We start from the raw sequence: 23,771 nt of genomic DNA on the forward strand, positions 1-23,771 counted from the left end.
TCCACCACCCCGCCCCTCGTCGTCGCGCCCCGCGATGGCAACGCAAACATCCCGTCCCGGGCACCCCTCGCCGGCCCGTCCGCGAGACCCCGTGACAGCACCGCACGCACGTGATCCCGACTCCACTGGAGGAGCCCCCGCCATGCCCGTACTGCGGACAGAAGGGAACGAATTCCGCCTCGACGGCGAGCCGTTCCGCATCATCTCCGGTGGCCTGCACTACTTCCGCGTCCACCCCGACCAGTGGCAGGACCGGCTGCGCAAGGCGCGCCTCCTCGGACTGAACACGATCGACACCTACGTGCCGTGGAACCTCCACCAGCCGCGGCCGGACGAGTTCCACGCGGACGGCGGGCTGGACCTGCCCGCGTTCCTGGCGCTCGCCCAGGCCGAGGGACTGCACGTACTGCTGCGGCCCGGGCCGTACATCTGCGCGGAGTGGGAGGGCGGCGGCCTGCCGTCCTGGCTGCTCGCCACGCCCGACATCGCGCTGCGCACCGCCGACCCGCGCTACCTGGAGGCCGTCGACGCGTTCCTCGACCGGCTGCTGCCGCTCGTCACGCCGTACCTGGCCACCAACGGGGGCCCCGTCCTGGCCGTGCAGGTCGAGAACGAGTACGGCGCCTACGGCGAGGACCCGGCCTACCTCACGCACCTGGAGACGAAGCTGCGCCAGGGCGGTGTCGACGTGCCGCTGTTCACCTGCGACCAGCCCACCGACCTCGCGCGCGGCAGCATCCCGGGCGTCCTGAGCACGGTCAACTTCGGCAGCCGGCCCGCGCAGAACCTGGCGGCGCTGCGCGAGCACCAGCCCGAAGGCCCGCTGATGTGCACCGAGTTCTGGAACGGCTGGTTCGACCGGTGGGGCGGGGTGCACGTCGTCCGCGACGCCGCCAGCGCCGCCGCGGACCTCGACGAACTGCTGTCCGCGGGTGCCAGCGTGAACCTGTACATGTTCCACGGCGGCACCAACTTCGGCTTCACCAACGGTGCCAACGACAAGCACACGTACCGGCCGACCATCACCTCCTACGACTACGACGCGCCGCTGGACGAGGCCGGGGACATCACCCCGAAGTACCTCGCGTTCCGCGACGTCCTCGCCCGGCACACCACCGTGCCCGGCGGCCCCCTGCCCGAGCCGTCGAAGAAGCTCAACCTCCTCGGCGTCGCCCTCACCGGGACCGCGTCGCTGCTCGGCTCCGCGGACCGGCTGGGCGAGGCGGTGGCCGGTCCCCGTCCGCTGACCATGGAGGAACTGGGGCAGGACTTCGGTTTCGTCCTGTACGAGACCGAGCTGACCGAAGCGGGCCCGACCCTGCTGCACTTCGCCCAGGTCAAGGACCGCGCCCAGGTCTTCCTCGACGGCGCTCCGGTCGGCGTCCTGGAGCGCGAGCAGCACGAGCATGCGCTGGCGCTCACCGTCCCCGCGGGCGGCGCGACCCTGGCGGTGCTGGTCGAGAACCAGGGCCGGGTCAACTACGGCCAGGGCATCCACGACCGCAAGGGCCTGACCGGCCCCGTCAGCGCCAACGGCACCGAGCTGACCGGCTGGCGCAGCAGGCCGCTGCCCCTGGACGACCTGTCCGGGCTCGCCTTCGCCACCGGTGCGCCGCAGCCCGTGGGGCCGACGTTCCACCGCGGCGTCTTCGAGGTGGAGGGCCCCGCCGACACCTTCCTGGACCTGACCGGCTGGACCAAGGGCAACGCCTGGGTCAACGGCTTCGCGCTGGGCCGCTACTGGTCCCGCGGCCCGCAGAAGCGCCTCTACGTCCCCGGCCCCGTCCTGCGTCCCGGCACCAACGAGCTGGTGGTCCTGGAACTGCACGCCACCGCCCGCGCGGTCGTCGACCTGTGCGACACCCCGGACCTCGGACCGCTGGAGGAGTAGCCGGACCGGACCGGGTCACCCGGCCGCGCGATGCGGGGCCGGGTGACCCGAGGGGCCCTGTTCGGCCAGAGCCTGCCGGTAGCGGTGCACGACGAGTTCGACGAGCGCGTCATGGGTGCCGAGCGGCGCGGAGGTGAGGTGGGCGTCCGAGTCCGCTGCGCGCCGGGCGAACCAGCCGGGACTGAGCAGGTACGCGGCCACCGACACGCGGGCGTGCCCGGCCGCGCGCAGGGCGGCGACGGCCTCGGCGGGAGTCGGACCGGCGGCGCAGAGGTAGGCGGGCACGACCTCCCGCACCGCGGGAAGCCGGTCGCGCAGCAGCGCGGCCATGGCCGCGGTGTCGGCGTTGGCGGCCGGATCGGTCGATCCGGCCGCCGCCAGGACGAGCGGCCCGTCGCCGGCACGCCACCCGGCCTCGGCGAGGCGGTCGGCGAGAACGTCGGCCAGCAGGGAATCGGGGCCGAGCGCCGGCGCGACGCGGGCCCGCAGACGCGGCGCGGCGGCGAGGGCCGCGGGTATGTCGACGCGCAGGTGGTAGCCCGCGCCCAGCAGCAGGGGCACGACGACCACCTCGCCGTCCAGCCGCGCCAGGGCCTCCGGCAGCGACGGCGCCACCAGGTCCAGGAAGCACAACTCCACGCGCAGGCCGGGAGAGCGGGCGCGCACCCGGGCGAGGAGCGCCTCCGTCACCGCCACCCCCTCCGGGTCCCGCGTGCCGTGGGCCACGGCGAGGAGCGTCGGCGCGGGCCGGGCCGCGGGGGCGGCCGTCGTCATGTCGCCGTCAGGCGGTAGCCGCGCTTGGGGACCGTTCCGACGAGGTCGCCGTGCGGGCCGAGCGAGGAACGCAGGCGGGCGACCGCGGCCTCCACGGCGTGCTCGTCGGCGTCGGAGTCCGGCCATACGCGGCGCAGCAGTTCGGCGCGGCTGAGCACCCAGCCGGGCTTCTCGGCCAGCGCCCGCAGGAGCGCGGCGCTCTTCGGCGACAGCCAGTGGCTCTCCCCGTCGATGAGCAGCGCGCTGCCCTGGAGCACCAGCGTCCGGCCGTCGATCCGCACCTCGCGGCGGCCGCGCGCGGGCAGCGTCTCGGTGAGCGTGCGCACCAGCGCGCCGAGGCGGCCGCGTTCGGGCCACACCGCCGGCAGCCCCGCGTCGAGCAAGGGCCGCGCGCAGACCGGGCCGACGCAGACCGGGAGCACGTCGCCGGACATCGCCTCCAGGACCCGTTCGCGCAGCCCGTCGCTCAGGGCGGTCCCCAGGAAGGCGGTGATCGCGGGCGCACTGGTGAACACCAGGGCGTGGACCTCGCGGCGGACGGTCTGCTCGACCAGGCGCCGGACGGGTGCCGGGTCCTCCGGCGGCGCCCATCGGTAGACGGGTACCGGGACGACCTCGGCGCCCCGCTCGCGGAGCGCGGCACTGAACGCGGTGAGCGGCAGGCCGTGTTCCTGCACCGCGATGCGCAGCCCGGCCAGGGGGCGGGCGAGCAGCCAGGTGAGGAGTTCGTCGGTGGCCTCGCTCCTGGGCGACCATGCCTCGTCGAGCCCGCTGGCGCGCACCGCGCCGGTCGCCTTCGGACCGCGGGTCAGGACGACGGCGTTCCGGCAGGCGGCGGCCAGTTCGGCACCGCGGCCCCAGCCGTCGGCGGCGCTCATCCAGCCGCGCCAGCCCACGCCGGTCGTCGCGACGACGTAGTCCAGCGGGGCGGCCAGGCAGCGTTCGGTCGCACGGCGGAGGGCGATGTCGTCCTCCAGCGGGAGGATGCGCAGCGCCGGCGCCTCCACCACGCGGGCGCCGCGCCGGGTCAGGAGCGCGACGAGCTCGTCGCGTCGGCGCGCCGCCGTGACACCGACGGTGTATCCCGTCAGCGGACCGGGCGGCGGTGCCGGGGTGGGTTCAACCGGTGTGCCCATGGGTGCAGACTCGGGCCGCGCGGTTTCCGGAAGGTTGCCCGGGCGTCACACGGATGTGAGACAAGTGCTGTGCCGTGTTACGCCAGATGTCCTCGACCGCACCCCGTCCCCGGCGCGGCGTGAGCGACGCGCACCACGGGCGCAACGCGGGCGTGAAAGCGGTGTAACGCCCCGCGTTCAGGATCGTCCGCATGACGACCACCACCGACACCCACTGCCCGTACTGCTCGCTCCAGTGCGGCATGCGCCTGGAGGCGCCGCACGGGGCCGGGGCGCGGGTCGCCGAGCGGCCCGGCTTCCCGGTCAACCGGGGCGCGCTCTGCGGAAAGGGCCAGTCGGCCGGCGCGCTGCTCGCACCGGCGAGCCGCCTGAGCACACCGCTGGTCCGCGAGCGCGGCACGTTGCGCGCGGCGGGCTGGGACGAGGCGCTGGACCGGGTGGCCGAGGGCTTCGCCGCTGTCGGGGCCGAGCACGGCGCCGACGCGGTCGGGGTCTTCGGCGGCGGCGGTCTGACCAACGAGAAGGCCTACCAGCTGGGCAAGTTCGCGAGGATCGTGCTGGGCACCGCCACCATCGACTACAACGGCCGCTTCTGCATGTCGTCGGCCGCCGCCGGGAACAGGATCGCCTTCGGACTCGACCGCGGGCTGCCCTTCCCGCTGGAGGACATCGCCCGCACCGAGTGCCTGATCCTGGTCGGCGCCAATCCCGCGGACACGATGCCGCCCGCGCTGCGCTACTTCCGCGAACTGCGCGAGAACGGCGGCACGCTGATCGTCGTCGACCCGCGCCGCACGCGCACCGCGCAGCAGGCGGACATCCATCTGCAGCCGCTGCCGGGCGGCGATCTCGCGCTCGCCCTCGGCCTGCTGCACGTCCTGATCGCGGACGGACTGGTCGACACCGAGTTCGTCCGGACGCGCACCACCGGCTTCGAGCGGGCACGGGCCGAGGCGATGGCCCACTGGCCGGAGCGCGTCGAGGCACTCACCGGCGTGACCGCGGGACACATCCGCGAGGTCGCCCACGTCTTCGGACGCGCGCGGACCGGCATGGTGCTGACCGCGCGCGGCGCGGAGCAGCACAGCAAGGGCACCGACACCGTCGGCGCGTGGATCAATGTGTGCCTGGCCGCGGGAAAGGCCGGCCGGCTCCGGTCCGGCTACGGGTGCCTCACCGGCCAGGGCAACGGGCAGGGCGGGCGGGAGCACGGCCAGAAGGCCGACCAGCTCCCCGGCTACCGCTCGATCGAGGACCCGGCCGCGCGCGAGCACGTCGCCGGTGTCTGGGGCGTGGCCCCGGACACGCTGCCCCGGTCCGGCCGTTCCGCCTACGAGTTGCTGGACAGCCTCGGCAGGCCGGGACCGGACGGTGTGCGCGCGCTGCTGCTCATGGGTTCCAATCCCGTGGTCTCCGCCCCGCGCGCGGCACAGGTGACCCGTCGGCTGCGCTCACTGGACCTGCTGGTCGTCAGCGACCTCGTGCTGTCCGAGACGGCCCAGCTCGCCGACGTCGTCCTGCCCAGCGCCCAATGGGCCGAGGAGACGGGGACGATGACCAATCTGGAGGGACGGGTGATCCTCCGGCAGAAGGCGGTGGAGCCGCCCGCGGGGGTCCGCACGGATCTGTGGGTGCTGCGCGAACTCGCCGCGCGGCTCGGTGTCGACCGGGGTTTCCCCGACGACCCGGAGACGGTCTTCGAGGAGCTGCGGCGCGCCTCGGCCGGGGGCCAGGCCGACTACGCGGGCATCAGCTACGCGCGGATCCGGGCCGAGGACGGGGTCTTCTGGCCGTGCCCTGCAACGGACCATCCCGGCACACCGCGGCTCTTCCTGGACGCCTTCGCCACACCGGACGGCCGCGCCCGCTTCGCCGCGGTCACCGACCGCCCGTCGGCCGAGGTGCCCGACGCCGACTATCCGCTCCATCTGACCACCGGGCGGGTGCTGCCCCAGTACCAGAGCGGTGCGCAGACCCGACGGGTCGGCGCCCTCAACGCGGCGGCGCCGGGGCCCTTTGTGGAGTTGCACCCGCTGCTCGCACGGCGGCTGGCGGTGGCGGACGGGGACCTGCTGGCGGTCACCTCCCGCCGCGGCCGGGCCGTGGCACCGGCACGGATCACCGACACGATCCGGCCGGACACGGTCTTCATGCCGTTCCACTGGCCGGGTGCGGGACGCGCCAACACGCTGACCAATCCGGCGCTGGACCCGACGTCGAGGATGCCCGAGTTCAAGAACTGCGCGGTACGGGTGGAGCCGGCCCGGGACGCCTCGGCCGAGTCCGTTACAGGAGTAGGGCCATGACGGGCCGCCGCCGCATCGCGGTGGTCGGAGCCGGGATGGCCGCCGCGCGCTTCGCCGCCCGCTACGTCGCGCTCGGCGGAACCGGCCGCGTCACCCTGTACGGGGCCGAGCCCCGCGCGCCCTACAATCGGGCCCTCCTCGCCGACGTGCTGACCGGACGCCACGACGCCGAGGCCATCGCGCTCCCGGCCGGCGACGCCGAACTGCGCCTGGGCAGCGAGACCGTCGCCCTGGACCCGACTCGGCGAACCCTCACCCTGGCCGACGGCTGGACCGAGCCCTGGGACGAGCTCGTCCTCGCCACCGGGGCCAACCCGGTCCTGCCTCCCCTGCGCGGGCTGCGGCGCACCGACGGGGGCGGGCTGCGCGAAAGGGTGCACGCCCTGCGCACACTCGCCGACTGCGCACGGCTGGCCGAGGACGCCGCCACGGCGCGGCGCGCGGTGGTCGTCGGGGGCGGCGTGCTGGGCGTCAGTGCCGCCCGGGCACTGGCCGCACTCGGTCTCGCCGTCGAGATCGTCCACCAGGGCCCGCACCTGATTGATCGTCAACTCGATGCCGGAGCAGCGGCGATGCTCCGTGACGGACTGCGGCGCCTCGGCGTCGAGGCGTATGTGGGCAACCGCGCCCGGGCCGTGGTGGACACTGGCGAGGGCGACGCCGTCGAACTGGCCGGCGGCTACCGTCTCGGCACCGACCTGGTCCTGATCGCCTGCGGCGTCCGGCCGCGCACCGGCCTGGCCCACGCCGCCGGCCTGAAGGTCGCCGCCGGTGTCCTCGTCGACGACGCGCTGGCCGCCTCGGCGCCCCATGTGCACGCCCTGGGCGACTGCGTCCAGCACCGCGGCACCGTGCACGGACTGTCCGGACCGGCCTGGGAACAGGCCGACGTACTGGCCGCGCGCCTGTCCGGGGCGGACCCCGGCGCGCTCTACCGGGGCTCGCGCACCCCGGCCCGGCTCAGCGCGGGACCGCTGGAGTACGCCGCCGTCGGCGAGGCCCACCTCGACACCGAGGACCAGGCCGCCGACCCCGACCTGGACGTCCTGCGACTGACCGACGCGACCCGCGGCAGCTACAAGAAGCTCGTGCTGCGCGGCAACCGCCTGGTCGGCGCGATCCTGCTCGGCGACCTGGCCGCCGCGGGCGACCTCGCCTCCGCCTGGAGGCGCGACGACCCGATGCCCGACCCTCCCCTCCACCTCCTCACCCCCCGCGGAGCCGCCCGATGACGCACCGCCCGAAGGAACTCGTCCTGATCGGACACGGCATGGTCGGACAGCGCTTCCTGGAGGCGTTCGTCGAGCAGCCGCGGGCCGGCGACTGGCGGATCACCGTGCTCGCCGAGGAGTCCCGCCCCGCCTACGACCGGGTCCACCTGACCTCGTGGTTCTCCGGCACCAGCGCCGAGGAGCTGTCGCTCGTCCCGGCCGGTTTCCTGTCCCGGTACGGCATCGACCTGCGCCCCGCCGACCCCGTCACCGCGATCGACCGGGCCGCGCGGACCGTCACCACCGCCTCCGGCCGGCTGCACCCCTACGACGCGCTCGTCCTGGCGACCGGCTCCCGTCCGTTCGTGCCGCCGGTCCCCGGCCACGACGCGAGCGGCTGCCACGTCTACCGGACCATCGAGGATCTGGAGGGGATCCGCGCGGGCGCCGCCCGCGCCCGCACAGGCGTCGTCGTCGGCGGGGGCCTGCTCGGCCTGGAGGCCGCGGGCGCGCTCGTCTCCCTGGGTCTGGAGACGCAGGTCGTCGAGTTCGCCCCGCGCCTCATGGCCGTCCAGGTCGACGAGGGCGGCGGACACCTGCTGCGCCGCAAGATCGAGGAGCTGGGCGTCACCGTGCACACCGGCGCCGGCTCCCAGGCCGTCCTCACCGGCGAGGACGGCCGGGTGCGTGCCATGGAGCTCTCGGACGGCCGCGAACTCACCGCCGAGCTGGTCGTCTTCTCCGCCGGGATCCGGCCCCGCGACGAACTCGCCCGGCAGAGCGGTCTGCCGGTCGGCGAGCGCGGCGGCATCGTCGTCGACCCGCACTGCCGCACCGAGGATCCGCACGTCCATGCCATCGGCGAGTGCGCACAGGCTTCCGACGGCAGGGTCTACGGCCTCGTCGCCCCGGGATACGCGATGGCCGAGACGGCCGCCCGCTCCCTCGCGGGCGAGCACCGCGACGAGGCCGCGTTCACCGGCGCGGACACCTCCACCAAGCTGAAGCTGCTCGGTGTCGACGTGGCCAGTTTCGGCGACGCGCACGGCACGGCCGAGGGCGCGCTCGACGTCCTTTACAGCGACAGCCGCTCCGGTCTGTACAAGAAGCTGGTCATCGGCCGCGACGGGCAGTTGCTGGGGGGCGTGCTGATCGGCGACACCGAGTCCTACGACGTGCTGCGCCCCCTCGCGATCGGCGGCCGCCCGCTGCGGACACCCCCCGAGCAGCTGGTCCTGCCCGCCGGTCTCGCGCCCGCCGGGCAGGTCTCCCTGCCGGACGAAGCCGTGGTCTGCTCCTGCCACAACGTGAGCAAGGGCGAGATCCGCGCCGCGCTCGGCCGGGCGGACTGCGGGACCGTCACCGAGGTGAAGAGGTGCACCAAAGCCGGTACGGGCTGCGGGAGTTGCGTCAAGCTGCTCGGCACGATCGTCACCGAGGAGCTGGAGGCGGGCGGCGCCGTCGTCGACCGGGGCCTGTGCGAGCACTTCGCGCACACCCGCGCCGAGCTGTACGAAATCGTCCGGGTCACCGGCATCGACTCCTTCTCCGCGTTGATCGACGGACACGGCAGCGGGGAGGGCTGCGACATCTGCAAGCCGGTCGTCGCCTCGATCCTGGCCGGCCCAGGCAACGGCCACATCCTGGACGGGGAGCAGGCCGCCCTCCAGGACACCAACGACCATGTCCTGGCCAACCTGCAACGCAACGGCTCCTACTCGGTGGTGCCGCGGATCCCGGGAGGCGAGATCACCCCGGACGGGCTGATCACCATCGGCGAGATCGCGCGCGACTTCGGCCTGTACACGAAGATCACCGGTGGGCAGCGGATCGACCTGTTCGGCGCCCGCGTCGACCAACTGCCGCCGATCTGGCGGCGCCTGGTCGACGCGGGATTCGAGTCCGGCCACGCGTACGGGAAGTCGCTGCGCACCGTGAAGTCCTGTGTCGGCGAGACCTGGTGCCGCTACGGCGTCCAGGACTCGGTCCGCCTGGCGATCGAGCTGGAGCTGCGCTACCGCGGGCTGCGCTCGCCGCACAAGCTCAAGTCGGCGGTGTCCGGCTGCGCCCGCGAGTGCGCGGAGGCGCAGGGCAAGGACTTCGGCATCATCGCCACCGCCGCCGGCTGGAACCTCTACATCGGCGGCAACGGGGGTATGACGCCCCGGCACGCCGACCTCCTGGCGTCCGACCTGGACCGGGAGACGCTGGTGCGGACCATCGACCGGTTCCTGATGTTCTACATCCGCACCGCCGACCGGCTGGAGCGCACCTCCACCTGGCTCGACCGCGTCGAAGGCGGCCTGGAGCACGTACGGGCCGTCGTCATGGACGACGCGCTGGGCATCTGCGCCGAACTGGACGCGCTGATGGCACGTCACGTCGAGCACTACCGCGACGAATGGGCCGCCGTGCTGGACGACCCCGAGCGGCTGCGCCGCTTCGTGTCCTTCGCCAACGCGCCCGGCACGCCCGACCCCACCGTCACCTTCGTGCCGGAACGCGAGCAGATCCGCCCCGCCCGCCCCGGCGAGGACGGGCGCGTGCTCGCCCCCGCGCTGGTCGCCGGCCCCCGGCTGGAGGTGCGGACCGCATGAACGCGGTGGTCGAGATCTTCGACGGCACGGCCTGGACGCGAGCGTGCGCCTACGAGGACCTGGTCCCCGGCCGCGGCGTTGCCGTACTCCTCGCGAACGGGGAGCAGGCGGCGGTCCTGCGCGACCGGGCGGGAGAGCTGTTCGCCGTCGACAACCGGGACCCGTTCAGCGGCGCCCACGTGCTCTCGCGGGGCATCGTCGGCAGCCGGGGCGACGTACCGACGCTGGCCTCCCCGATGTACAAGCAGGTCTTCGACCTGCGGGACGGCCGCTGCCTGGACGAGGCCACCGCCCCCGACGGCACTCCCGCGGTCCTGCGGGTCTGGCCGGTGCGCCGCACCGCGGACCCGTCCTCGCGGCCTCCCGCGTGAGGCACGCACAGGCCCCGCGCCGCCGGCGCCGGAGGCACTACTCCCCCACGCACAGGAACGGGTGACAGCGCATGAGCACGGTCGTCACGGAAGAGGACTCCGCCAAGGACGCGGCCACCGCCGCGGGCGCGAGCCGGTCGCGCGCCATCACGGACTGGCGCCCGGAGGACGAAAAGTTCTGGGAGCGGTCCGGGGCCGCGGTGGCACGCCGCAACCTGGTCCTGTCGGTCCTGTCGGAGCACATCGGCTTCTCGGTGTGGAGCATGTGGTCGGTGCTGCTGCTCTTCCTCGGGCCCGAGTACCACATCGACGCGGCGGGCAAGTTCACGCTGACCGCGCTGCCGACGGCGGTCGGCGCCGCCCTGCGCCTGCCGTACACCTTCGCGGTGGCGAGGTTCGGCGGCCGCAACTGGACGGTGTTCAGTGCCCTGTTGCTGCTGGTCCCGACAGTGCTGGCCGGGGTTGTGCTGCGGCCGGGGGTCTCGTACGGCACCCTGCTCGCCGTGGCGTGCGCGGCGGGCGTCGGCGGCGGCAACTTCGCCTCCTCGATGGCGAACATCAACGCGTTCTACCCGCAGCGGCTCAAGGGCTGGGCGCTCGGCGTCAACGCGGGCGGCGGCAACCTGGGCGTGCCGGTGGTGCAGTTGGTGGGCCTGGCGGTGATCGCCACGGCGGGCGCGGCGCAACCGCGCCTGGTCCCGCTGGTCTACATACCGCTGATCGTGCTGGCCGCGCTGGGCGCGGCGCTGAGGATGGACAACCTGGCGTCGGCGAGGAACGACGGGCGGGCGCTGCGGGAGGTGGCGAGGGACCCGCACAGCTGGGTGGTGTCCCTGCTCTACATCGGCACCTTCGGCTCGTTCATCGGTTTCGGTTTCGCCTTCGGACTCGTCCTCCAGGTGCAGTTCCACGAGCAGTTCGACACGCCCGTGAAGGCGGCGTACCTGACGTTCCTGGGACCCCTGCTGGGGTCACTGGTGCGGCCGGTGGGCGGAAGGCTGGCGGACCGCTGGGGCGGTGCCAGGGTGACGCTGTGGACCTTCGCCGCGATGGCGGTGGGCGTGGGCGTGGTGCTGGCCGCGTCGCGGAGGGAGTCGCTGCCGGTCTTCCTGGTGGGCTTCGTCGCCTTGTTCGTGCTGAGCGGGATCGGCAACGGCTCGACCTACCGCATGGTCCCGGCGGTCTTCCGGGCGAGGGCGCACGCCGCGGTCGCGGCAGGCGCGGACGCGGAGACCGCCGAGCGGGACTCACGCCGCCGCACGTCGGCGCTCATCGGGCTGGCCGGCGCGATCGGCGCCTTCGGCGGGGTCCTGGTGAACCTCGCGTTCCGGCAGTCGTTCCTGCACGGCGAGAGCGGCGACCCGGCCTACTGGGCCTTCCTGGCGGCGTACGCCGTGTGCTCGGTGGTGACCTGGGCGGTCTATCTGCGGCCCGGGGCCGGGCCGATGCGCGGGGTCTGACACCGGCACGGCATCGGCCGCACCTCGCAGCCGAACGCAAAGAAAAACGAATATTCGTCTTGACTCGTCCTTCACCGGAGGCGCAGGATGGGCAGCGCTCACCTGGAATGACCGTTCCCGGAAGGGGAGGAGGCGCAGTGCCATGGCTGCCGTGCACACCGGCGGATCGGGCATGATCCCGTGTCAGGTCCCGCGGGACGACGGAGCGCCGGCCGGCACCGTGGCGTTCGTGCTGCAGGGCGGCGGCAGTCTGTGCGCCGCACAGGTCGGGGCGCTGCGGGCGCTCACCCAGGCGGGCATCACTCCCGATCTCGTCGTGGGATCCTCGGCCGGCGCGCTCAACGGCGCCGCCTTCGCGGCCGACCCGAGCATCGAGGGCCTCGACAGGCCGCCGTCCACGGGTCGGTCCTCCGGCTGCCCGCGGCCACCACCGAGGTCGTCGGCCTCGTCGACTTCCGGGACACACCGCGCCTGATCCGGGCCGGTTACTCACTCACCCGGGACTGGCTCGCCCGGCAGCCCGCGGCCATGGCGTGAAGCCGCCCCGTCGCGCACGGGGCGTCCCGTGCCCTCAGCGGCCCCGGGCCGCGCGTACCAACCCCGGACGGCCGGACGCCGGTCGTTCTCCGGGCCACCCCGTCCCCCTCCACGCCCTCAGGTAACCCCGTGATCGATGCCTCTCCGCCCCCGTCCCCGTCCCCGAACGACGGCACCGACCGCTCGGCCGTCGAGCCCAAGCCACCGAAGGGCGCGGACGGCAGCGGCGTCAGCGGTGACCATCGCGGCACCGGGAGCTGGCTGCGCAGCCGCCGTCGCGGTCATGTGTCCTCGTACCTGCCGCTGCGCGTGGACGAGGCCTTCCTCGTCCGCGACGCCGTCCGGGGCCCGGTGGGAGGTCTGGTCCGGTTCCGGGTGTCCGACGCCGACGAAGCCGGCCCCTCGCGGCGCTCCTGGTGGAAGCGGACCGATCTGGGACGTCAACTCGCCGGTTCAGCGGGAGAGTTGCGACTGGTACCCAGCACCCTGGGCGGAAGCGGCACCCACCAGCCGCTCATCGCCCTGCTCACCCTCAACGGCGTCACCGACACCGCCCCCCTGGTCCGGCTCGATCTCGCCGGTCGCCTCGGCGTCGACGTGCACTTCTACGCGGGCCTGTGGGGCCTGGCCCTGCCCGCGCACACGCGGTGCCGCATGCATCTCGAAGGTCCCGTCCGCCTGCTGCCCGCCTGGCCCGCGGCGCGATGAGCGAGCGTACGGCCTCGCGTTCGCGCCGGCGTACGGTACTGACCGCTTGCGCCGTGGTGGGCGTGGTGGGAACCGAGCTGGTGTGCGTCGCCCCCTACGCGCGCCAGGCGGCGGGACAGCTGACCCACGCCCACCTGCGATGGCTGCTGCCGGCGCTCGCCGCCGAGGCGGTTTCCATGATGGCGTTCGCCCGCCTTCAGCGGTTCGCGCTCGGCACCGGCGGACTGCGGGTCACCATCGGTTCGGCCGCCGCCACGGTGTTCGCCGGGAACGCCCTGAGCGCGAGCCTGCCCGGCGGGAACCTGATCTCGCTCACCTACCGGACCCGCCGCATGCGCGCCTGGGGCGCCAGCGCACCGCAGATCGGCTTCGTCCACGCGGCCACCGGCGTCCTGAGCACGATCGCCCTCGCCGTCCTCGCCGGGGTCGGACACACCGTGGCGGGGGACGGTTCACAGCTTCTCCCGGTCGCGGTCCATGTCCTCGCGACCGTCGCCCTCGCCTGCGCGGCGCTCGCGCTGGTCCACCACCCCGCCGTGCTGCGCCGTCCCGTGGGCGCCCTTCTCCGCCTGTGGCACCGGCTGCGCCGCAGCGGCGCGGAGCCCCAGTCGGCCGAGGGGCTGCTCGACGAGCTGGCCGCCATGGACCCGTCGGCCCGCTTCTGGGCGCGGGGACTCGGCCTGGCCCTGGGCAACTGGTCCGCGGACCTCGTGTGCCTGCTCGCCGTGTGCCATGCCGTCGGGGCGTCGCCCACGCTCGCCACGGTGGTACTCGCCTATGTCGCGGCGATGACGGCCGCGTCGGCCATGCCCCTGCTGCCCGCAGGCCTCGGCACCCTCGACGCGGCCCTGGTGCTCACCCTGCACCACGGCGGGGTCTCCACCATCCCCGCCACCGCCGCCGATCTCCTCTACCGGCTGATCACCCCCGGGCTGGTCAGCGTCGCCGGATGGGTCCTGCTGTTCCGCCAGCGCCCGGGCCGGGCAGCGCGCGCCGTGCGCACGGCGCCGGAGCCGGCCCCCCTGGTCAGCACCGGAGATCCCCACGGCACGCCCGCCGTGACCACTCACTGACCTGCGACGCCGGGGTCGGCTGCGACCTCGGCCCCGTGTCGGCCGCGTCCAGGGTCGTGGGTATACTCCGAAAGAAAACGAATGTTCGTCTTGACGATTTTCGGCAAACGCACCAGACTGCTACTAAATAAAATGATCATTCGTCTTATGAGAGGCGTGACCGTGAAGAACCCGCTGGCGAGGGTCCTGGCCTGGCGCCGGGTCGTCCTCATGATCGTGGGGTTGCCACTGGTGATCTCACTTGCCGCGCTGGCATACGCCTGGCCCGCATCGCGCATCGCCCCGCGGGACCTGCCCGTGGGAATCGTGGGCACGAGCGCGGCCAGTCAGAGCGCGGTCGAGGGCATGACCCGCAACGTCCCCGGCGGCTTCGACTTCCACCTCTACCCCGACCAGACGTCGGCACGGTCCGCCATCATGAACCGGGAGGTCTACGGCGCCTTCGTCATCGCTCCCGGCAGGGTCACCGTTCTGGAAGCCACGGCGGCGAGTACGTCCGTGGCCCAGCTCCTCAGGACATCCGGACAGCAACTGGCCGCGCACGCGGTCAAGTTGCCGCAAAAGCCGTTCGTCCCCGACGTCCACGACGCGTCGCACAGGCCCAACGGCCGCAAGGACGTCGCCAAGGCGCCGGCCAAGGTCACCGTGAAGACCGTGGACGTCGTGCCGACCTCCGCGGAGGACCCCCGGGGAGTGGTCTTCACCGCGGCACTTCTCCCGCTCACCATCTGCGGCATCCTCATCGCTGCGCTGATCACACTGTCGACTCTGCACCTGCCGGGGTGGCGCCGGGTCATCGACCTGATCGCCGTGTGCGCCGTGGGCGGCCTGGCGGCCTACCTGGTCGCCCAGGGCATCCTGGGCGCGCTGCCGCACAACCACCTGGCCACCTATGCCTCCCTGTCCCTCACCCTGCTGGCGATCAGCGCGACCAGCGCCGGCCTGATCAGGCTCCTCGGGCACCCGGGGCTCGGGGCCAGCGCCGTGCTGATGGTCTTCGTGGGCAACCCGTTCTCCGGCAGCACGTCCGCGCCGGAACTGCTCCCGAAGGCGGTCGACGACATCGGCCAGTGGCTGCCCCCGGGCGCCGGCGCCAATCTCATGCGCAGCACCGCCTACTTCGACGGCAACGCCTCCGGAAGCCACATCGCCGTTCTCGTCCTGTGGTGCGTGCTCGGCCTGACGTCCGTCGTCTTCGCCCGCCGGACCCTCACCGTCCTCGGCGACACCGTCGAGGAGGACTCCCACGAGTCCCACGAGTCCGACGCGCACGCCGCGGACGAACCCGCGGGCGCCCTTGTGGCAGCGACGGCCGGAGCGGCCGCCGCCTCCCCGTCGGGGGTGCCTCAGGACCGTCACGCGCACCACGCACGTCACGCGCTCCACGACTGACGCAGGCCACGGCGGCCGGCCCTGCGGGGGTCGTGGCGGCGGTGACCGACGAGGCGGCGCAGGGGGCTCCCCCCTGCCCCTCGTCGCCCTCCCGAAGCGAGGGGCAGCGCCGCGCGTCCGCCGCCGCGGCCGGCTCATGCGGACCACGCGCGATCCTCGTCGGCCCGTCAGAACACGGGCCCCGTCACCCACTCGGGCCGTCAGCGAGCCGGCCGCAGCACCAAAGCAAGCAAAGCAAGGAAAAACACCGTGCCCACGATGGACAGGCCTGCGCTGGACACCTCGGACCGCCCCGAGACAGAGGCCGTGTTCCTCCACGCCCGCGGCATGATGTTCGGTATCGCGTACCGGATGCTGTGCAACGTCAGTGAAGCCGAGGACGTCCTCCAGGAAGCCTGGATCCGCTGGCAGACCTGCGACCGGTCCCGGGTCGAGAACCCGGAGGCCTTCCTCACCACGACGGTGACCAGACTCGCCATCAACGTGCTGCAGTCCGCGAGAGTCCGGCGTGAGAGCTACGTCGGCATGTCACTGCCGGAGCCTGTCGACACCCTGAGCGACCCCGAGGTGGGCTTCGTCAGCGGGGAGACCCTCGCCGTCGCCGTGCTCGTACTCCTCGAACGGCTGACGCCGGTGGAACGAGCCGCTTATGTGCTCCGGGAGGCCTTCGACTATCCGTACGGGCAAATAGCCGATCTCATCGGGCATTCGGAGGTCAATACCCGCCAGCTGGTCAGCCGGGCCCGCAAACGCCTGGCCGCGAGGAAAAGAACCCGCGTGACCGCGGAGGTCCATCAGCGTTTCCTGACGGCTTTCCTGGTGGCCGCCCGGACGGGGGACGTGGCCGTGCTGGAGCGGGTACTCACCGAGGACGCCGCCCCGCACTCCGACGGCGGCCCCCTCCGCGCCCCGGAGTTCCCGTCCCTGGGCTCCCACCGCGTGGCGTAGCGGCACCGCCGGCCCGCCCGAGCCACTGCCCGGTCCACCGACGCTCAGTCGGCGGACGCCGCCGAGTCCGGCCACAGCGCCCGCAACGCGCCGGGAACTTCCTCCATGCTCTTGGCGTCGCCCATGGCCAACTGCAGGATGTAGCCGGGCAGGATGCACATCAGTGCGGCGGCGATCCCGTCGGCGGACGCCTCGACCGGCATGCCGCCGCTCCGCTGGTGCTCGCGGATCACGCCCGTGACGGCCGACCGCATCTGCGCCATCAGGTCGTCGAACTGCCTGGCCAGCGAGGGGTTCCGGAGGGCTTCCGACCACACCAGCACCGACAGGCCGGCGATGTTCTGCTCGGCCGTCTTGGCCTTCACGATATCCAGGATGTCCGCCATCAGGTCACCGACGGAATGACTGGGACGCTTCTCGGCGGCACGGTGGACCATGGCGAGGACGTCGCGTATGTTCTCCTCGACGATCGCCGTGATCATCTCGTCCTTGCTGGCGAAATGCCGATAGACCGCGCCCGCCGACAGGCCCGATTCCGCGAACAGGTCCTGCATGGATGTCGAGTGGAATCCGTCGCGCAGGAAACAGCGGCGGGCCGCCTCCAGGATCTGCTTACGGCGGGCGTCCATGTACTCCTGCGTGACCTTGGGCATGGATCCATCCTAAGCGAAAAAAACGAATCTTCGTGTTGACTTACCGCGCTGAACTGCCGAAACACCCTGGGCGAGCGCCCTGAGATACCGCCCCTCGTCACATTTCGCGCGCTTGAGCTGTCAACAGGGCAGAACACCACTCATACGGGAGGTGGGCGACTGTGGACGTCTACGAAGCGGTCACGACCCGGCGCGCGGTACGCGGATTCACCGACCGCTGCGTCCAGAGGGAGGTGCTGGAGCGCGTGATGTCCGCCGCGGCATGGGCGCCCTCCGCATCGAACCTGCAGCCGTGGCACATCTACGTGGTCACCGGCGGCCCGCTGGCCGAGCTGAGGAAGCGCGCCGGTGAGCGGGTGGACGCGGGCGGCGCCTGGGACGAACCGGAGTACGAGCAGTATCCGCCCGCCCTGAAGTCCCCCTACCGCGAACGCCGGTCCGCGTTCGGCGAGCAGCGCTACGGCGCGCTGGGCATCGCCCGCGGGGACCTCGAAGCCCGCCAGAGGGCCGCCGCGGCGAACTGGGACTTCTTCGGCGCACCCGCCGCCCTGTTCTGCTACATCGACCGTGACCTGGGCCTGGCCCAGTGGTCCGACCTCGGCATGTATCTGCAGACCGTCATGCTGCTGCTCCGCGCCGAGGGGCTGCACAGCTGCACGCAGATGGCATGGGCGAAGTACCGCACGACCGTCGCGGAGACCCTTTCACCGCCGCAGGACCTCATCCTCTTCTGCGGCATGTCGATCGGCTTCGAGGACGGCACGGTGGACTGCACCCGTACGGGCCGCGCGCCGCTCCACGAGACGGTCACCTTCGTCGACGACCACCGCGGCCCCTCAGCGTGAGGTCCCCACGCTGCTGACCCGGAACGGCCCTGTCGGGCGGATCGCTTCGTCGCCTTCGTCGTCCCACATTGGGGCCACGGACAGTTGGGAAGGCCCCGCGTCACTCGAGTGGTGGGCCGACCGATCCCTGACGCTCACCGCCTGTGAAGCCGGGACGGCACAGTCCGCCGACCGCCCGGGACGTGTCGCGGGCGGTCGGTGACGGCGTAGCCCCACGTGACGGCGGAGCCCTATGTGAGGGCGGAGCCCGCCTTCCATTGCTGCCAGGACATGTTCCAGCCGTTGAGGCCGTTGTCGGGGGCGACGGTGTGGTCGTGGGAGTGCTCGACGACGACCACGTCGCCGATCAGGGAGTGGTCGTAGAACCACGCCGCGTTCTGCCCCGGGTCGCCGCCGCCGCGGACGTCGTTGAGGCCCACGCAGCCGTGGCTCACGTTGGAGTGCCCGAAGACGGAGTCCGGTGCCCAGTAGTTGCCGTGGACGAAGGTGCCGGACGTGGAGAGGCGCATCGCGTGCGGGACGTCGGGGATGTCGTACTGGCCGGCGTATCCCACAGTGGCGCCGTCCATGCGGGTGGAGATGAGCTTCTGCGAGATCACCATCTGCCCGTTGTAGGTGGTGCTGCCCGGCGCGCCGGAGGTGATCGGGATCGTACGGACCGTGCGGCCGTCGCGGACGACGCGCATGGTGTGGGCGGCGGCGTCGACCGTCGAGACCTGGCTGCGGCCGACCGTGAAGCGGACCGTCTTGTCCTGGGTTCCGTACGCGTCCGCGGCACCCTTCACCCCGTCCAGGCGCAGGCTCAGCGTGACGTGGGCGTGCGCCTTCCAGTACGTCTCCGGCCGCAGGTCCAGTCGCTGGTCGCCGAACCAATGGCCCACGACCTCCTGGCCGCTGTCGCTGGTGACACGTATGCCGCGTTCCACGGCCTTCTTGTCGGTGACCGGCTTGTTGAAGGTCAGCGACACGGGCATGCCGACGCCGACGGTCGAGCCGTCCTCGGGGGTGAAGGTGCCGATCAGGCGGTCGTCCTTGGCGAGTGTGGTGAAGGACAGCCGGCGGGTCTGCGACCGACCCGCGTCGTCGGAGGCCTCGACCTCCATGCGGTAGGAGGTGGCGTACGCCAGGGTGCCTTCCGGGGACCAGCTGCGGTGGTCGCCGGCCACGGTGCCCCGCACCGGCCGGCCGTCGGCCGTGGTGAGGGTGACGGACGAGATCCGCCCTCCGGAGACCTCGACATCGCCCGCGCCGCCGACGGACGCGTGGCGTTCGCCGTCTGCGGCGCCCGTGGTGAGGCGGAAGGCGGTGGCGGCGCGCGGCACGGTCGAGGAGGCGCGGGAGGGCGCCGCCCCTTGCGCGGTGGGCGCGTCGCCGGTGTGCGAACCCGCGCAGGCGGTGAGGACCGACGCGCCGGCGACGGCGAGGGCGATCACGGTGAGACGGGGAAGGGAGGACACGCTTGCTCCTGTGGACCGCGGAATGGTCATCGGGCGAGAGAGGCCGCGTCGCCCATGACGACGACGGGGTGGTCTGCGGGGTCGAGGGCCCGCAGCAACTGCCGCATGTGGGCCTTGGAGAGGCTGACGCAGGCGTGGGTGGGGCCGCCGTGGTCGACGTGGATCCATATGCCGCCGCCGCGGTTCGCGCCCATGGGCTGGGTGCCGTCCATCGGCGACGTGCCGGGCTGCCGGTTGTAGTTGATGGCGATGACGTAGTCGAAGGCGCCCGCGAGCGGCTCGCCCTCGATCCCGGCACCGCTGATGCTGAAGGCGCCCGAGCGGTGGTACGGCAGCTTGGTGCCGGGGTCGGCCAGCCGTCCGCCGGCGTCGGTGAGGCCGAACACCCCGATGGGGCTGTGCAGGTCGCCCGCGTAGTGCTCGTCGGTCCAGCCCCGGTAGCCGTTGTGCGCGGCCCACACCTCGCCGGGACGCCAGCCGCCGTCGACGCGCTGGTAGAGCACGACCCGGGAGACCGCCGACTTCTTGCCCGTTCCCGTGACCAGGACGACCTGCCGGGCTCCGGCCGGGATGCGCGCCAGGGTCCGGGGCCCGAGCCCCGGCAGCCGGGCGGGGTACTGCGGTGGCGGCGGGACCGAGGTCCGCGGCTCAGCGGTGGCGGCCGCCGGCTGCTGCTGGACCGCGGGACCGGCGGCGTCCTGGACGGCCGATGCCGTCCCTGGGGCAGGGGCGGGGGGCTTCTCGGGTGCGTGCTGGTACGCGGCGACTCCCAGCGAGGAGACGATGACCGCGGCGGTCGTGGATATGTAGGGCCGGTGGAAGCGCATCGGTGCGGGCTTTCTGGGGAGGAGGGCACGGGGACATGGCCCCGTGGCGGGGCTCGCAGGCCCGAAGGACCCGCAGGGGTCCGGGAGCGGTGCGGCATGTCCGGCGTCGCCGCCCACGTCGTGGGGGCGGTCCTGGGCCGCGGAGGCGGTTGCACACCCCTTCAACCGGCCGGACTCCAGTTCGGGTTGCCTGCCCGGACCGGGTCCGCACCGGACGCGTGGGACGGTCCGCGGCGGGCTCTCGCGTCAACAGGCAGAACTACCTGTTCCCCATGCGGCCGAATACCTGATTCGGCGCGCGGGACCGAGGTATCCCTTTCTCCGCGCCCGCACGAGGTGTAGGTGTATGGCGTGAGACGTCGCAGGCACCCCCCGGGGGGAATCGACGCGACTCATCTCCCGCGTTCTCCATGTGCGACACCGCACACATTTCGCCACGCCCGAAGGTCGACGAAAAAAATGCAGACGAACAACAACCTGAAAGACGTGCTCGATGAATTCGCGGACACGATGGAGGGTCCGGTGTTCACGCCCGATTCCGCCGGGTACGAGAGGGAGATCAGTGTCTTCAATCTCTCGGTCACGCACCACCCCGCCGTGGTGGTCGGCGCGACCTGTCCCGCGGACGTCGCGCAGGCCGTCCTCATGGCACGCCGGGCCGGCCTCGGCGTGGCCGTGCTGCGCACGGGCCACGGCCCCACACTGCCCGCCGGTCAGGACACGCTGGTCGTCAACACCTCCCGGATGTCCGGCATCGCGATCGACGCCGCCGCTCGGACCGCGTGCGTCGAGGCGGGAGTCCTCTCCGGGGATCTGGCGGAGGCGGCGGCGGAGTACGGTCTGGCGGCACTGGTCGGATCGTCACCGGGGGTCGGCATCGTCGGCTACACCCTGAGCGGTGGCGCCAGCCTGACCCTGGGCCGGATGCACGGATGGGCCTGCGACCACGTGCTCTCCATGGGCGTCGTCACGGCGGACGGCGAACTCCACCAGGTTTCCGGCAGCCATGAGCCCGAGCTCTTCGGCGCCCTCCTGGGCGGAAAGAGCAATTTCGGCGTCGTGACCTCCATGACCATGTCCCTGTTCCCGGCCACGCGTTTGCACGCGGGCTCCCTCTTCTTCTCCGGCGCCGATGCCCACGCGGTTCTCGAAGCGTACCGGGAGCTCACCGCAAACGCTCCGGACGAGCTCACCTCCGCACTCGCGATCTTCAATTTCCCCCCCTTGCCGAACATTCCTGAATTCATGCACGGCATGACGGTTTCGGTCAGGCTCTCCTATCTCGGGGACCCCGCCGCGGCCGACGCCCTGCTCGCACCGCTGCGTGCCGCGGCCCCGGTCCTCGCCGACACGGTGGGCCAGATCGGCCCGGAGGACTTCGCCTCGATCAGCAACGACCCCGTGGAGCCCGCCGCCGCCGTGGAGCACTTCGCGCTGCTGCGGCACTTCGAACCGGCCACGATCGATTCGCTGCTCGACGTCGTCGGCATCGACAGCGGCACCTCGGTCAACATCGTCGACATCCGTCACCTGGGAGGCGCCTTCGCGAACCCGCCCCGGACGAGGAACGCGGTCGGGGCCAGGGACACCGAGTTCGCGATGTTCGCACTGACCGTCGTCCCTCCGGGCCTGCCGGTGGAGTCGTACGCGAACGCCGGGCGGGAGGTGCTCGAACGCCTCGCCCCCTGGCTCAGGCCCGGCAAGCATCCGAGCTTCCTGTCCCCCGCGGACGCCGGGGAGGGCGGCCCGGCCCAGGCCTACGACGCGGCGACGCTGCACTGGCTGCGCCGGCTGAAGGCCGAGTACGACCCCGGGAACACCTTCCGCACCAACCACAACATCACCCCGGCCGGCTGACGCCCGGGGCCGCCTCGGCGCGTGCGTGCACCTGGGCAGGTATCGGCGCCGCGAGGACTTCCGCCGGAACGTCGCGCGGGTCGCGAGGAGCCGCTGCCCGGCCCGATGCGCGGCCCGGGCAGCGGTGCGGCTTCAGAACACCGGTCCTCGGACCTTCGCCCTTCCGTCTGCGGGACGGCAGTACGGGCTCGGATGGACGAAACCGCCCGACCGGTCGACGCTCATGCGACGGGTGCGGGGCTGTGAGCTCCGGTGACGCCTCGGGTGAGTGCCTGTTCCGCCTGTGCGAGTCCGCGGATCGCCTGGGTGAGTCGGTCCGGTGGAAGCACGTACGGCAGCCGGATGTTGCGTTCGAAGGCACCTCCGATCCCGAAGCGCGGTCCAGCCGCGATGTTCACTCCGTAGTCGGGGGCGATCGCGGCGAGCCGGGAGCTGATGGGCCGGGGGAAGGTCGCCCACAGCGTCAGGCCGCCAGTTGGTCGCGGGGCATGGAGGCCGGGCAGGTGCTCGGTGAGCGCTTGGCGCAGTGCGTCGCGTTGCGCCCGCAGTTGCTCGAGCGTGCCGGGCCGCCGGGTCCTGCCCTCGTTCAGGAGAACGGCTGTGGCGAGCTGCTCGACGAGGGGGGTGCCCAGATCCGTGGCGTGACGAGTCTGCTGAACCCGTTCCAGCAGAGAGGGAGTTGCGCGGATCCAGCCGATGCGCAGGCCGCCCCAGATGCTCTTGGAGACCGAGCCGATGCTGATGGCGGTCGGCATGTGGAGCGCAAAGGGCTCCGGGCTCGCGCCGTCCAGGGCCAGGTCGGTCATGGTTTCGTCGATGACCGTGGGACACGCGAGTCCGAGGCCCCGACGGACGCTCGTGGGCATGCACAGCCCTGTCGGATTGTGGAAGTCGGGGATCAGATAGGCGAGCTTCGCGCTTCGGCCCGCCGCGTGGAGTTGCGCGGTGTCCCAGCCCGAAGCGGACACGGCGACGGGTAGGAGACGAGCCCGCACCTGGGTGAAGGTGCTGATCGCGTGCGGGTAGGTCGGATGGTCGATCAGCACCTGGTCCCGTGGCGACAGGAGCGTTCGCGAAAGAAGGGCCAGCGCGTGCTGCGCCCCGTTGGTGATCAGGATGTGGTCGGGCGCCGTGGGCAGTCCCCGCCGTTCGCACCAGTGGGCCACCGCCTCGCGCAGCTCCGCGGTGCCGTTCCGGTCGTAGCCGTTCCGCTCGAAGTGCCGCGGCAACTGCTCGAGAGCGGCCGCGAAGGCGGCGTGCAGGATTTCGCCGGGCGCGGCGGGCGCGGCGAAGGACAAGTCGATGATCGCCGGGTCCGTGCCGGCGCGGCGCTCGGGTGGCATGTCATGAGGCAGCCGCACCGCCGCCCTGGCGCGCGCCCGTGTGGCGAGGTATCCGTGCTCGACCAGAGTGCGGTACGCGGTGCCGACCGTGGTTCTGCTGGTGGACAGCGCAGTGGCCAGGCCACGCTCACTGGGCAGGACCGACCCGAGGGGGAGACGGCCGTCCAGCACCAGCAGCCGCAGCCGGTCGGACAGGCGCTGATGCGTCGGCCCGGGACCTTCCTGCCAGGGGCCCAGCATGCCTGCCACCACGTGCGAAGAGACTTTCACCCGACCAGCCTAACCAATCTGGCTATGGAATCCAGGTCCAGATGGGCCGCAGGCTTACCCCATGGCACCTCCCGCTTCCCTTGCACGCACCCCCGCACGGTCGCGTCACGACCAG

19 protein-coding genes are annotated in these 23,771 nt (G+C 72.6%); 13 read left to right on the forward strand and 6 right to left on the reverse strand.

Features of this window, described 5'->3' with window-relative positions; genetic code table 11:
* Positions 1–142: 142 nt before the first annotated feature.
* Positions 143–1,891, forward strand: coding sequence for a beta-galactosidase family protein (locus ACIP9H_RS16040; protein WP_401592142.1), 1,749 nt, complete (start codon positions 143–145; stop codon positions 1,889–1,891).
* 15 nt (positions 1,892–1,906) lie between these two features.
* Here ACIP9H_RS16040 and ACIP9H_RS16045 read toward each other — a convergent pair whose 3' ends face one another.
* Positions 1,907–2,665, reverse strand: a complete 759-nt coding sequence (locus ACIP9H_RS16045; RefSeq protein ID WP_401592140.1) for a sirohydrochlorin chelatase — start codon at positions 2,663–2,665, stop codon at positions 1,907–1,909.
* Entirely contained in the window at positions 2,662–3,801 is a 1,140-nt protein-coding gene (locus ACIP9H_RS16050; RefSeq protein WP_401592138.1) for a uroporphyrinogen-III synthase, read from the reverse strand. Before ACIP9H_RS16050 ends, ACIP9H_RS16045 begins: the two co-directional genes overlap by 4 nt.
* Before the next feature lie 191 nt (positions 3,802–3,992).
* On the opposite strand from ACIP9H_RS16050, the gene ACIP9H_RS16055 reads away from it, so the two are divergent.
* From ACIP9H_RS16055 to ACIP9H_RS16100, 10 genes are all read left to right on the forward strand, one after another.
* Positions 3,993–6,107 (forward strand): molybdopterin oxidoreductase family protein, encoded by a 2,115-nt coding sequence (locus ACIP9H_RS16055; protein WP_401592136.1) that lies wholly within the window; start codon positions 3,993–3,995, stop codon positions 6,105–6,107.
* Positions 6,104–7,339 (forward strand): NAD(P)/FAD-dependent oxidoreductase, encoded by a 1,236-nt coding sequence (locus ACIP9H_RS16060; protein ID WP_401959473.1) that lies wholly within the window; start codon positions 6,104–6,106, stop codon positions 7,337–7,339. The genes ACIP9H_RS16055 and ACIP9H_RS16060 overlap by 4 nt, the downstream gene beginning before the upstream one ends.
* Positions 7,336–9,915, forward strand: a complete 2,580-nt coding sequence (nirB, locus tag ACIP9H_RS16065; RefSeq protein ID WP_401592132.1) for a nitrite reductase large subunit NirB — start codon at positions 7,336–7,338, stop codon at positions 9,913–9,915. The genes ACIP9H_RS16060 and nirB overlap by 4 nt, the downstream gene beginning before the upstream one ends.
* Entirely contained in the window at positions 9,912–10,286 is a 375-nt protein-coding gene (locus tag ACIP9H_RS16070) for a nitrite reductase (NAD(P)H) small subunit (RefSeq protein WP_401592130.1), read from the forward strand. Before nirB ends, ACIP9H_RS16070 begins: the two co-directional genes overlap by 4 nt.
* A 71-nt stretch (positions 10,287–10,357) precedes the next feature.
* Positions 10,358–11,746: a nitrate/nitrite transporter gene (locus ACIP9H_RS16075; protein WP_401592128.1), complete on the forward strand. Its 1,389-nt coding sequence runs from the start codon at positions 10,358–10,360 to the stop codon at positions 11,744–11,746.
* A 142-nt stretch (positions 11,747–11,888) separates the two neighbouring features.
* A complete protein-coding gene (locus ACIP9H_RS16080; protein ID WP_401959476.1) occupies positions 11,889–12,221 on the forward strand; it encodes a patatin-like phospholipase family protein in 333 nt (110 codons plus the stop codon).
* Positions 12,222–12,412: 191 nt separating this feature from the next.
* Positions 12,413–12,991 (forward strand): hypothetical protein, encoded by a 579-nt coding sequence (locus ACIP9H_RS16085; protein ID WP_401592124.1) that lies wholly within the window; start codon positions 12,413–12,415, stop codon positions 12,989–12,991.
* 65 nt (positions 12,992–13,056) lie between these two features.
* Positions 13,057–14,064: a YbhN family protein gene (locus tag ACIP9H_RS16090; RefSeq protein WP_401592122.1), complete on the forward strand. Its 1,008-nt coding sequence runs from the start codon at positions 13,057–13,059 to the stop codon at positions 14,062–14,064.
* 147 nt (positions 14,065–14,211) lie between these two features.
* Positions 14,212–15,456 carry an ABC transporter permease gene (locus ACIP9H_RS16095; protein ID WP_401592121.1) on the forward strand — a complete coding sequence of 415 codons (1,245 nt, stop codon included), beginning with the start codon at positions 14,212–14,214 and terminating at the stop codon, positions 15,454–15,456.
* A gap of 258 nt (positions 15,457–15,714) precedes the next feature.
* Positions 15,715–16,404 carry a sigma-70 family RNA polymerase sigma factor gene (locus ACIP9H_RS16100; protein WP_401592304.1) on the forward strand — a complete coding sequence of 230 codons (690 nt, stop codon included), beginning with the start codon at positions 15,715–15,717 and terminating at the stop codon, positions 16,402–16,404.
* A gap of 44 nt (positions 16,405–16,448) precedes the next feature.
* On the opposite strand, the gene ACIP9H_RS16105 is transcribed toward ACIP9H_RS16100, so the two are convergent.
* Positions 16,449–17,057 carry a TetR/AcrR family transcriptional regulator gene (locus tag ACIP9H_RS16105; protein WP_401592120.1) on the reverse strand — a complete coding sequence of 203 codons (609 nt, stop codon included), beginning with the start codon at positions 17,055–17,057 and terminating at the stop codon, positions 16,449–16,451.
* A gap of 161 nt (positions 17,058–17,218) precedes the next feature.
* Between ACIP9H_RS16105 and ACIP9H_RS16110 the strand changes: the two genes are divergently transcribed.
* Positions 17,219–17,902 (forward strand): nitroreductase, encoded by a 684-nt coding sequence (locus tag ACIP9H_RS16110; protein ID WP_401592118.1) that lies wholly within the window; start codon positions 17,219–17,221, stop codon positions 17,900–17,902.
* A gap of 230 nt (positions 17,903–18,132) precedes the next feature.
* On the opposite strand, the gene ACIP9H_RS16115 is transcribed toward ACIP9H_RS16110, so the two are convergent.
* Positions 18,133–19,359: an Ig-like domain-containing protein gene (locus ACIP9H_RS16115; RefSeq protein ID WP_401592116.1), complete on the reverse strand. Its 1,227-nt coding sequence runs from the start codon at positions 19,357–19,359 to the stop codon at positions 18,133–18,135.
* A 26-nt stretch (positions 19,360–19,385) separates the two neighbouring features.
* On the reverse strand, positions 19,386–20,186 hold the full coding sequence (locus ACIP9H_RS16120; protein WP_401959478.1) for a L,D-transpeptidase family protein: 801 nt from the start codon (positions 20,184–20,186) through the stop codon (positions 19,386–19,388).
* Positions 20,187–20,645: 459 nt separating this feature from the next.
* Between ACIP9H_RS16120 and ACIP9H_RS16125 the strand changes: the two genes are divergently transcribed.
* On the forward strand, positions 20,646–22,043 hold the full coding sequence (locus tag ACIP9H_RS16125) for an FAD-binding oxidoreductase (RefSeq protein ID WP_401959480.1): 1,398 nt from the start codon (positions 20,646–20,648) through the stop codon (positions 22,041–22,043).
* A gap of 221 nt (positions 22,044–22,264) precedes the next feature.
* On the opposite strand, the gene ACIP9H_RS16130 is transcribed toward ACIP9H_RS16125, so the two are convergent.
* Positions 22,265–23,656: a PLP-dependent aminotransferase family protein gene (locus tag ACIP9H_RS16130; RefSeq protein ID WP_401959481.1), complete on the reverse strand. Its 1,392-nt coding sequence runs from the start codon at positions 23,654–23,656 to the stop codon at positions 22,265–22,267.
* Positions 23,657–23,771: the final 115 nt, after the last annotated feature.

It is taken from the genome of Streptomyces sp. NPDC088732, assembly GCF_044751205.1.
Classification (GTDB): domain Bacteria; phylum Actinomycetota; class Actinomycetes; order Streptomycetales; family Streptomycetaceae; genus Actinacidiphila.

What these genes read in the sequence shown, in the direction of transcription:
- ACIP9H_RS16040 (WP_401592142.1), top strand. Translation starts at nt 143, where the DNA reads ATGCCCGTACTGCGGACAGAAGGGAACGAATTCCGCCTCGACGGCGAG.
- ACIP9H_RS16045 (WP_401592140.1), bottom strand. Translation starts at nt 2,665, where the DNA reads ATGACGACGGCCGCCCCCGCGGCCCGGCCCGCGCCGACGCTCCTCGCC.
- ACIP9H_RS16050 (WP_401592138.1), bottom strand. Translation starts at nt 3,801, where the DNA reads ATGGGCACACCGGTTGAACCCACCCCGGCACCGCCGCCCGGTCCGCTG.
- ACIP9H_RS16055 (WP_401592136.1), top strand. Translation starts at nt 3,993, where the DNA reads ATGACGACCACCACCGACACCCACTGCCCGTACTGCTCGCTCCAGTGC.
- ACIP9H_RS16060 (WP_401959473.1), top strand. Translation starts at nt 6,104, where the DNA reads ATGACGGGCCGCCGCCGCATCGCGGTGGTCGGAGCCGGGATGGCCGCC.
- nirB (WP_401592132.1), top strand. Translation starts at nt 7,336, where the DNA reads ATGACGCACCGCCCGAAGGAACTCGTCCTGATCGGACACGGCATGGTC.
- ACIP9H_RS16070 (WP_401592130.1), top strand. Translation starts at nt 9,912, where the DNA reads ATGAACGCGGTGGTCGAGATCTTCGACGGCACGGCCTGGACGCGAGCG.
- ACIP9H_RS16075 (WP_401592128.1), top strand. Translation starts at nt 10,358, where the DNA reads ATGAGCACGGTCGTCACGGAAGAGGACTCCGCCAAGGACGCGGCCACC.
- ACIP9H_RS16080 (WP_401959476.1), top strand. Translation starts at nt 11,889, where the DNA reads ATGGCTGCCGTGCACACCGGCGGATCGGGCATGATCCCGTGTCAGGTC.
- ACIP9H_RS16095 (WP_401592121.1), top strand. Translation starts at nt 14,212, where the DNA reads ATGAGAGGCGTGACCGTGAAGAACCCGCTGGCGAGGGTCCTGGCCTGG.
- ACIP9H_RS16100 (WP_401592304.1), top strand. Translation starts at nt 15,715, where the DNA reads ATGGACAGGCCTGCGCTGGACACCTCGGACCGCCCCGAGACAGAGGCC.
- ACIP9H_RS16105 (WP_401592120.1), bottom strand. Translation starts at nt 17,057, where the DNA reads ATGCCCAAGGTCACGCAGGAGTACATGGACGCCCGCCGTAAGCAGATC.
- ACIP9H_RS16120 (WP_401959478.1), bottom strand. Translation starts at nt 20,186, where the DNA reads ATGCGCTTCCACCGGCCCTACATATCCACGACCGCCGCGGTCATCGTC.
- ACIP9H_RS16125 (WP_401959480.1), top strand. Translation starts at nt 20,646, where the DNA reads ATGCAGACGAACAACAACCTGAAAGACGTGCTCGATGAATTCGCGGAC.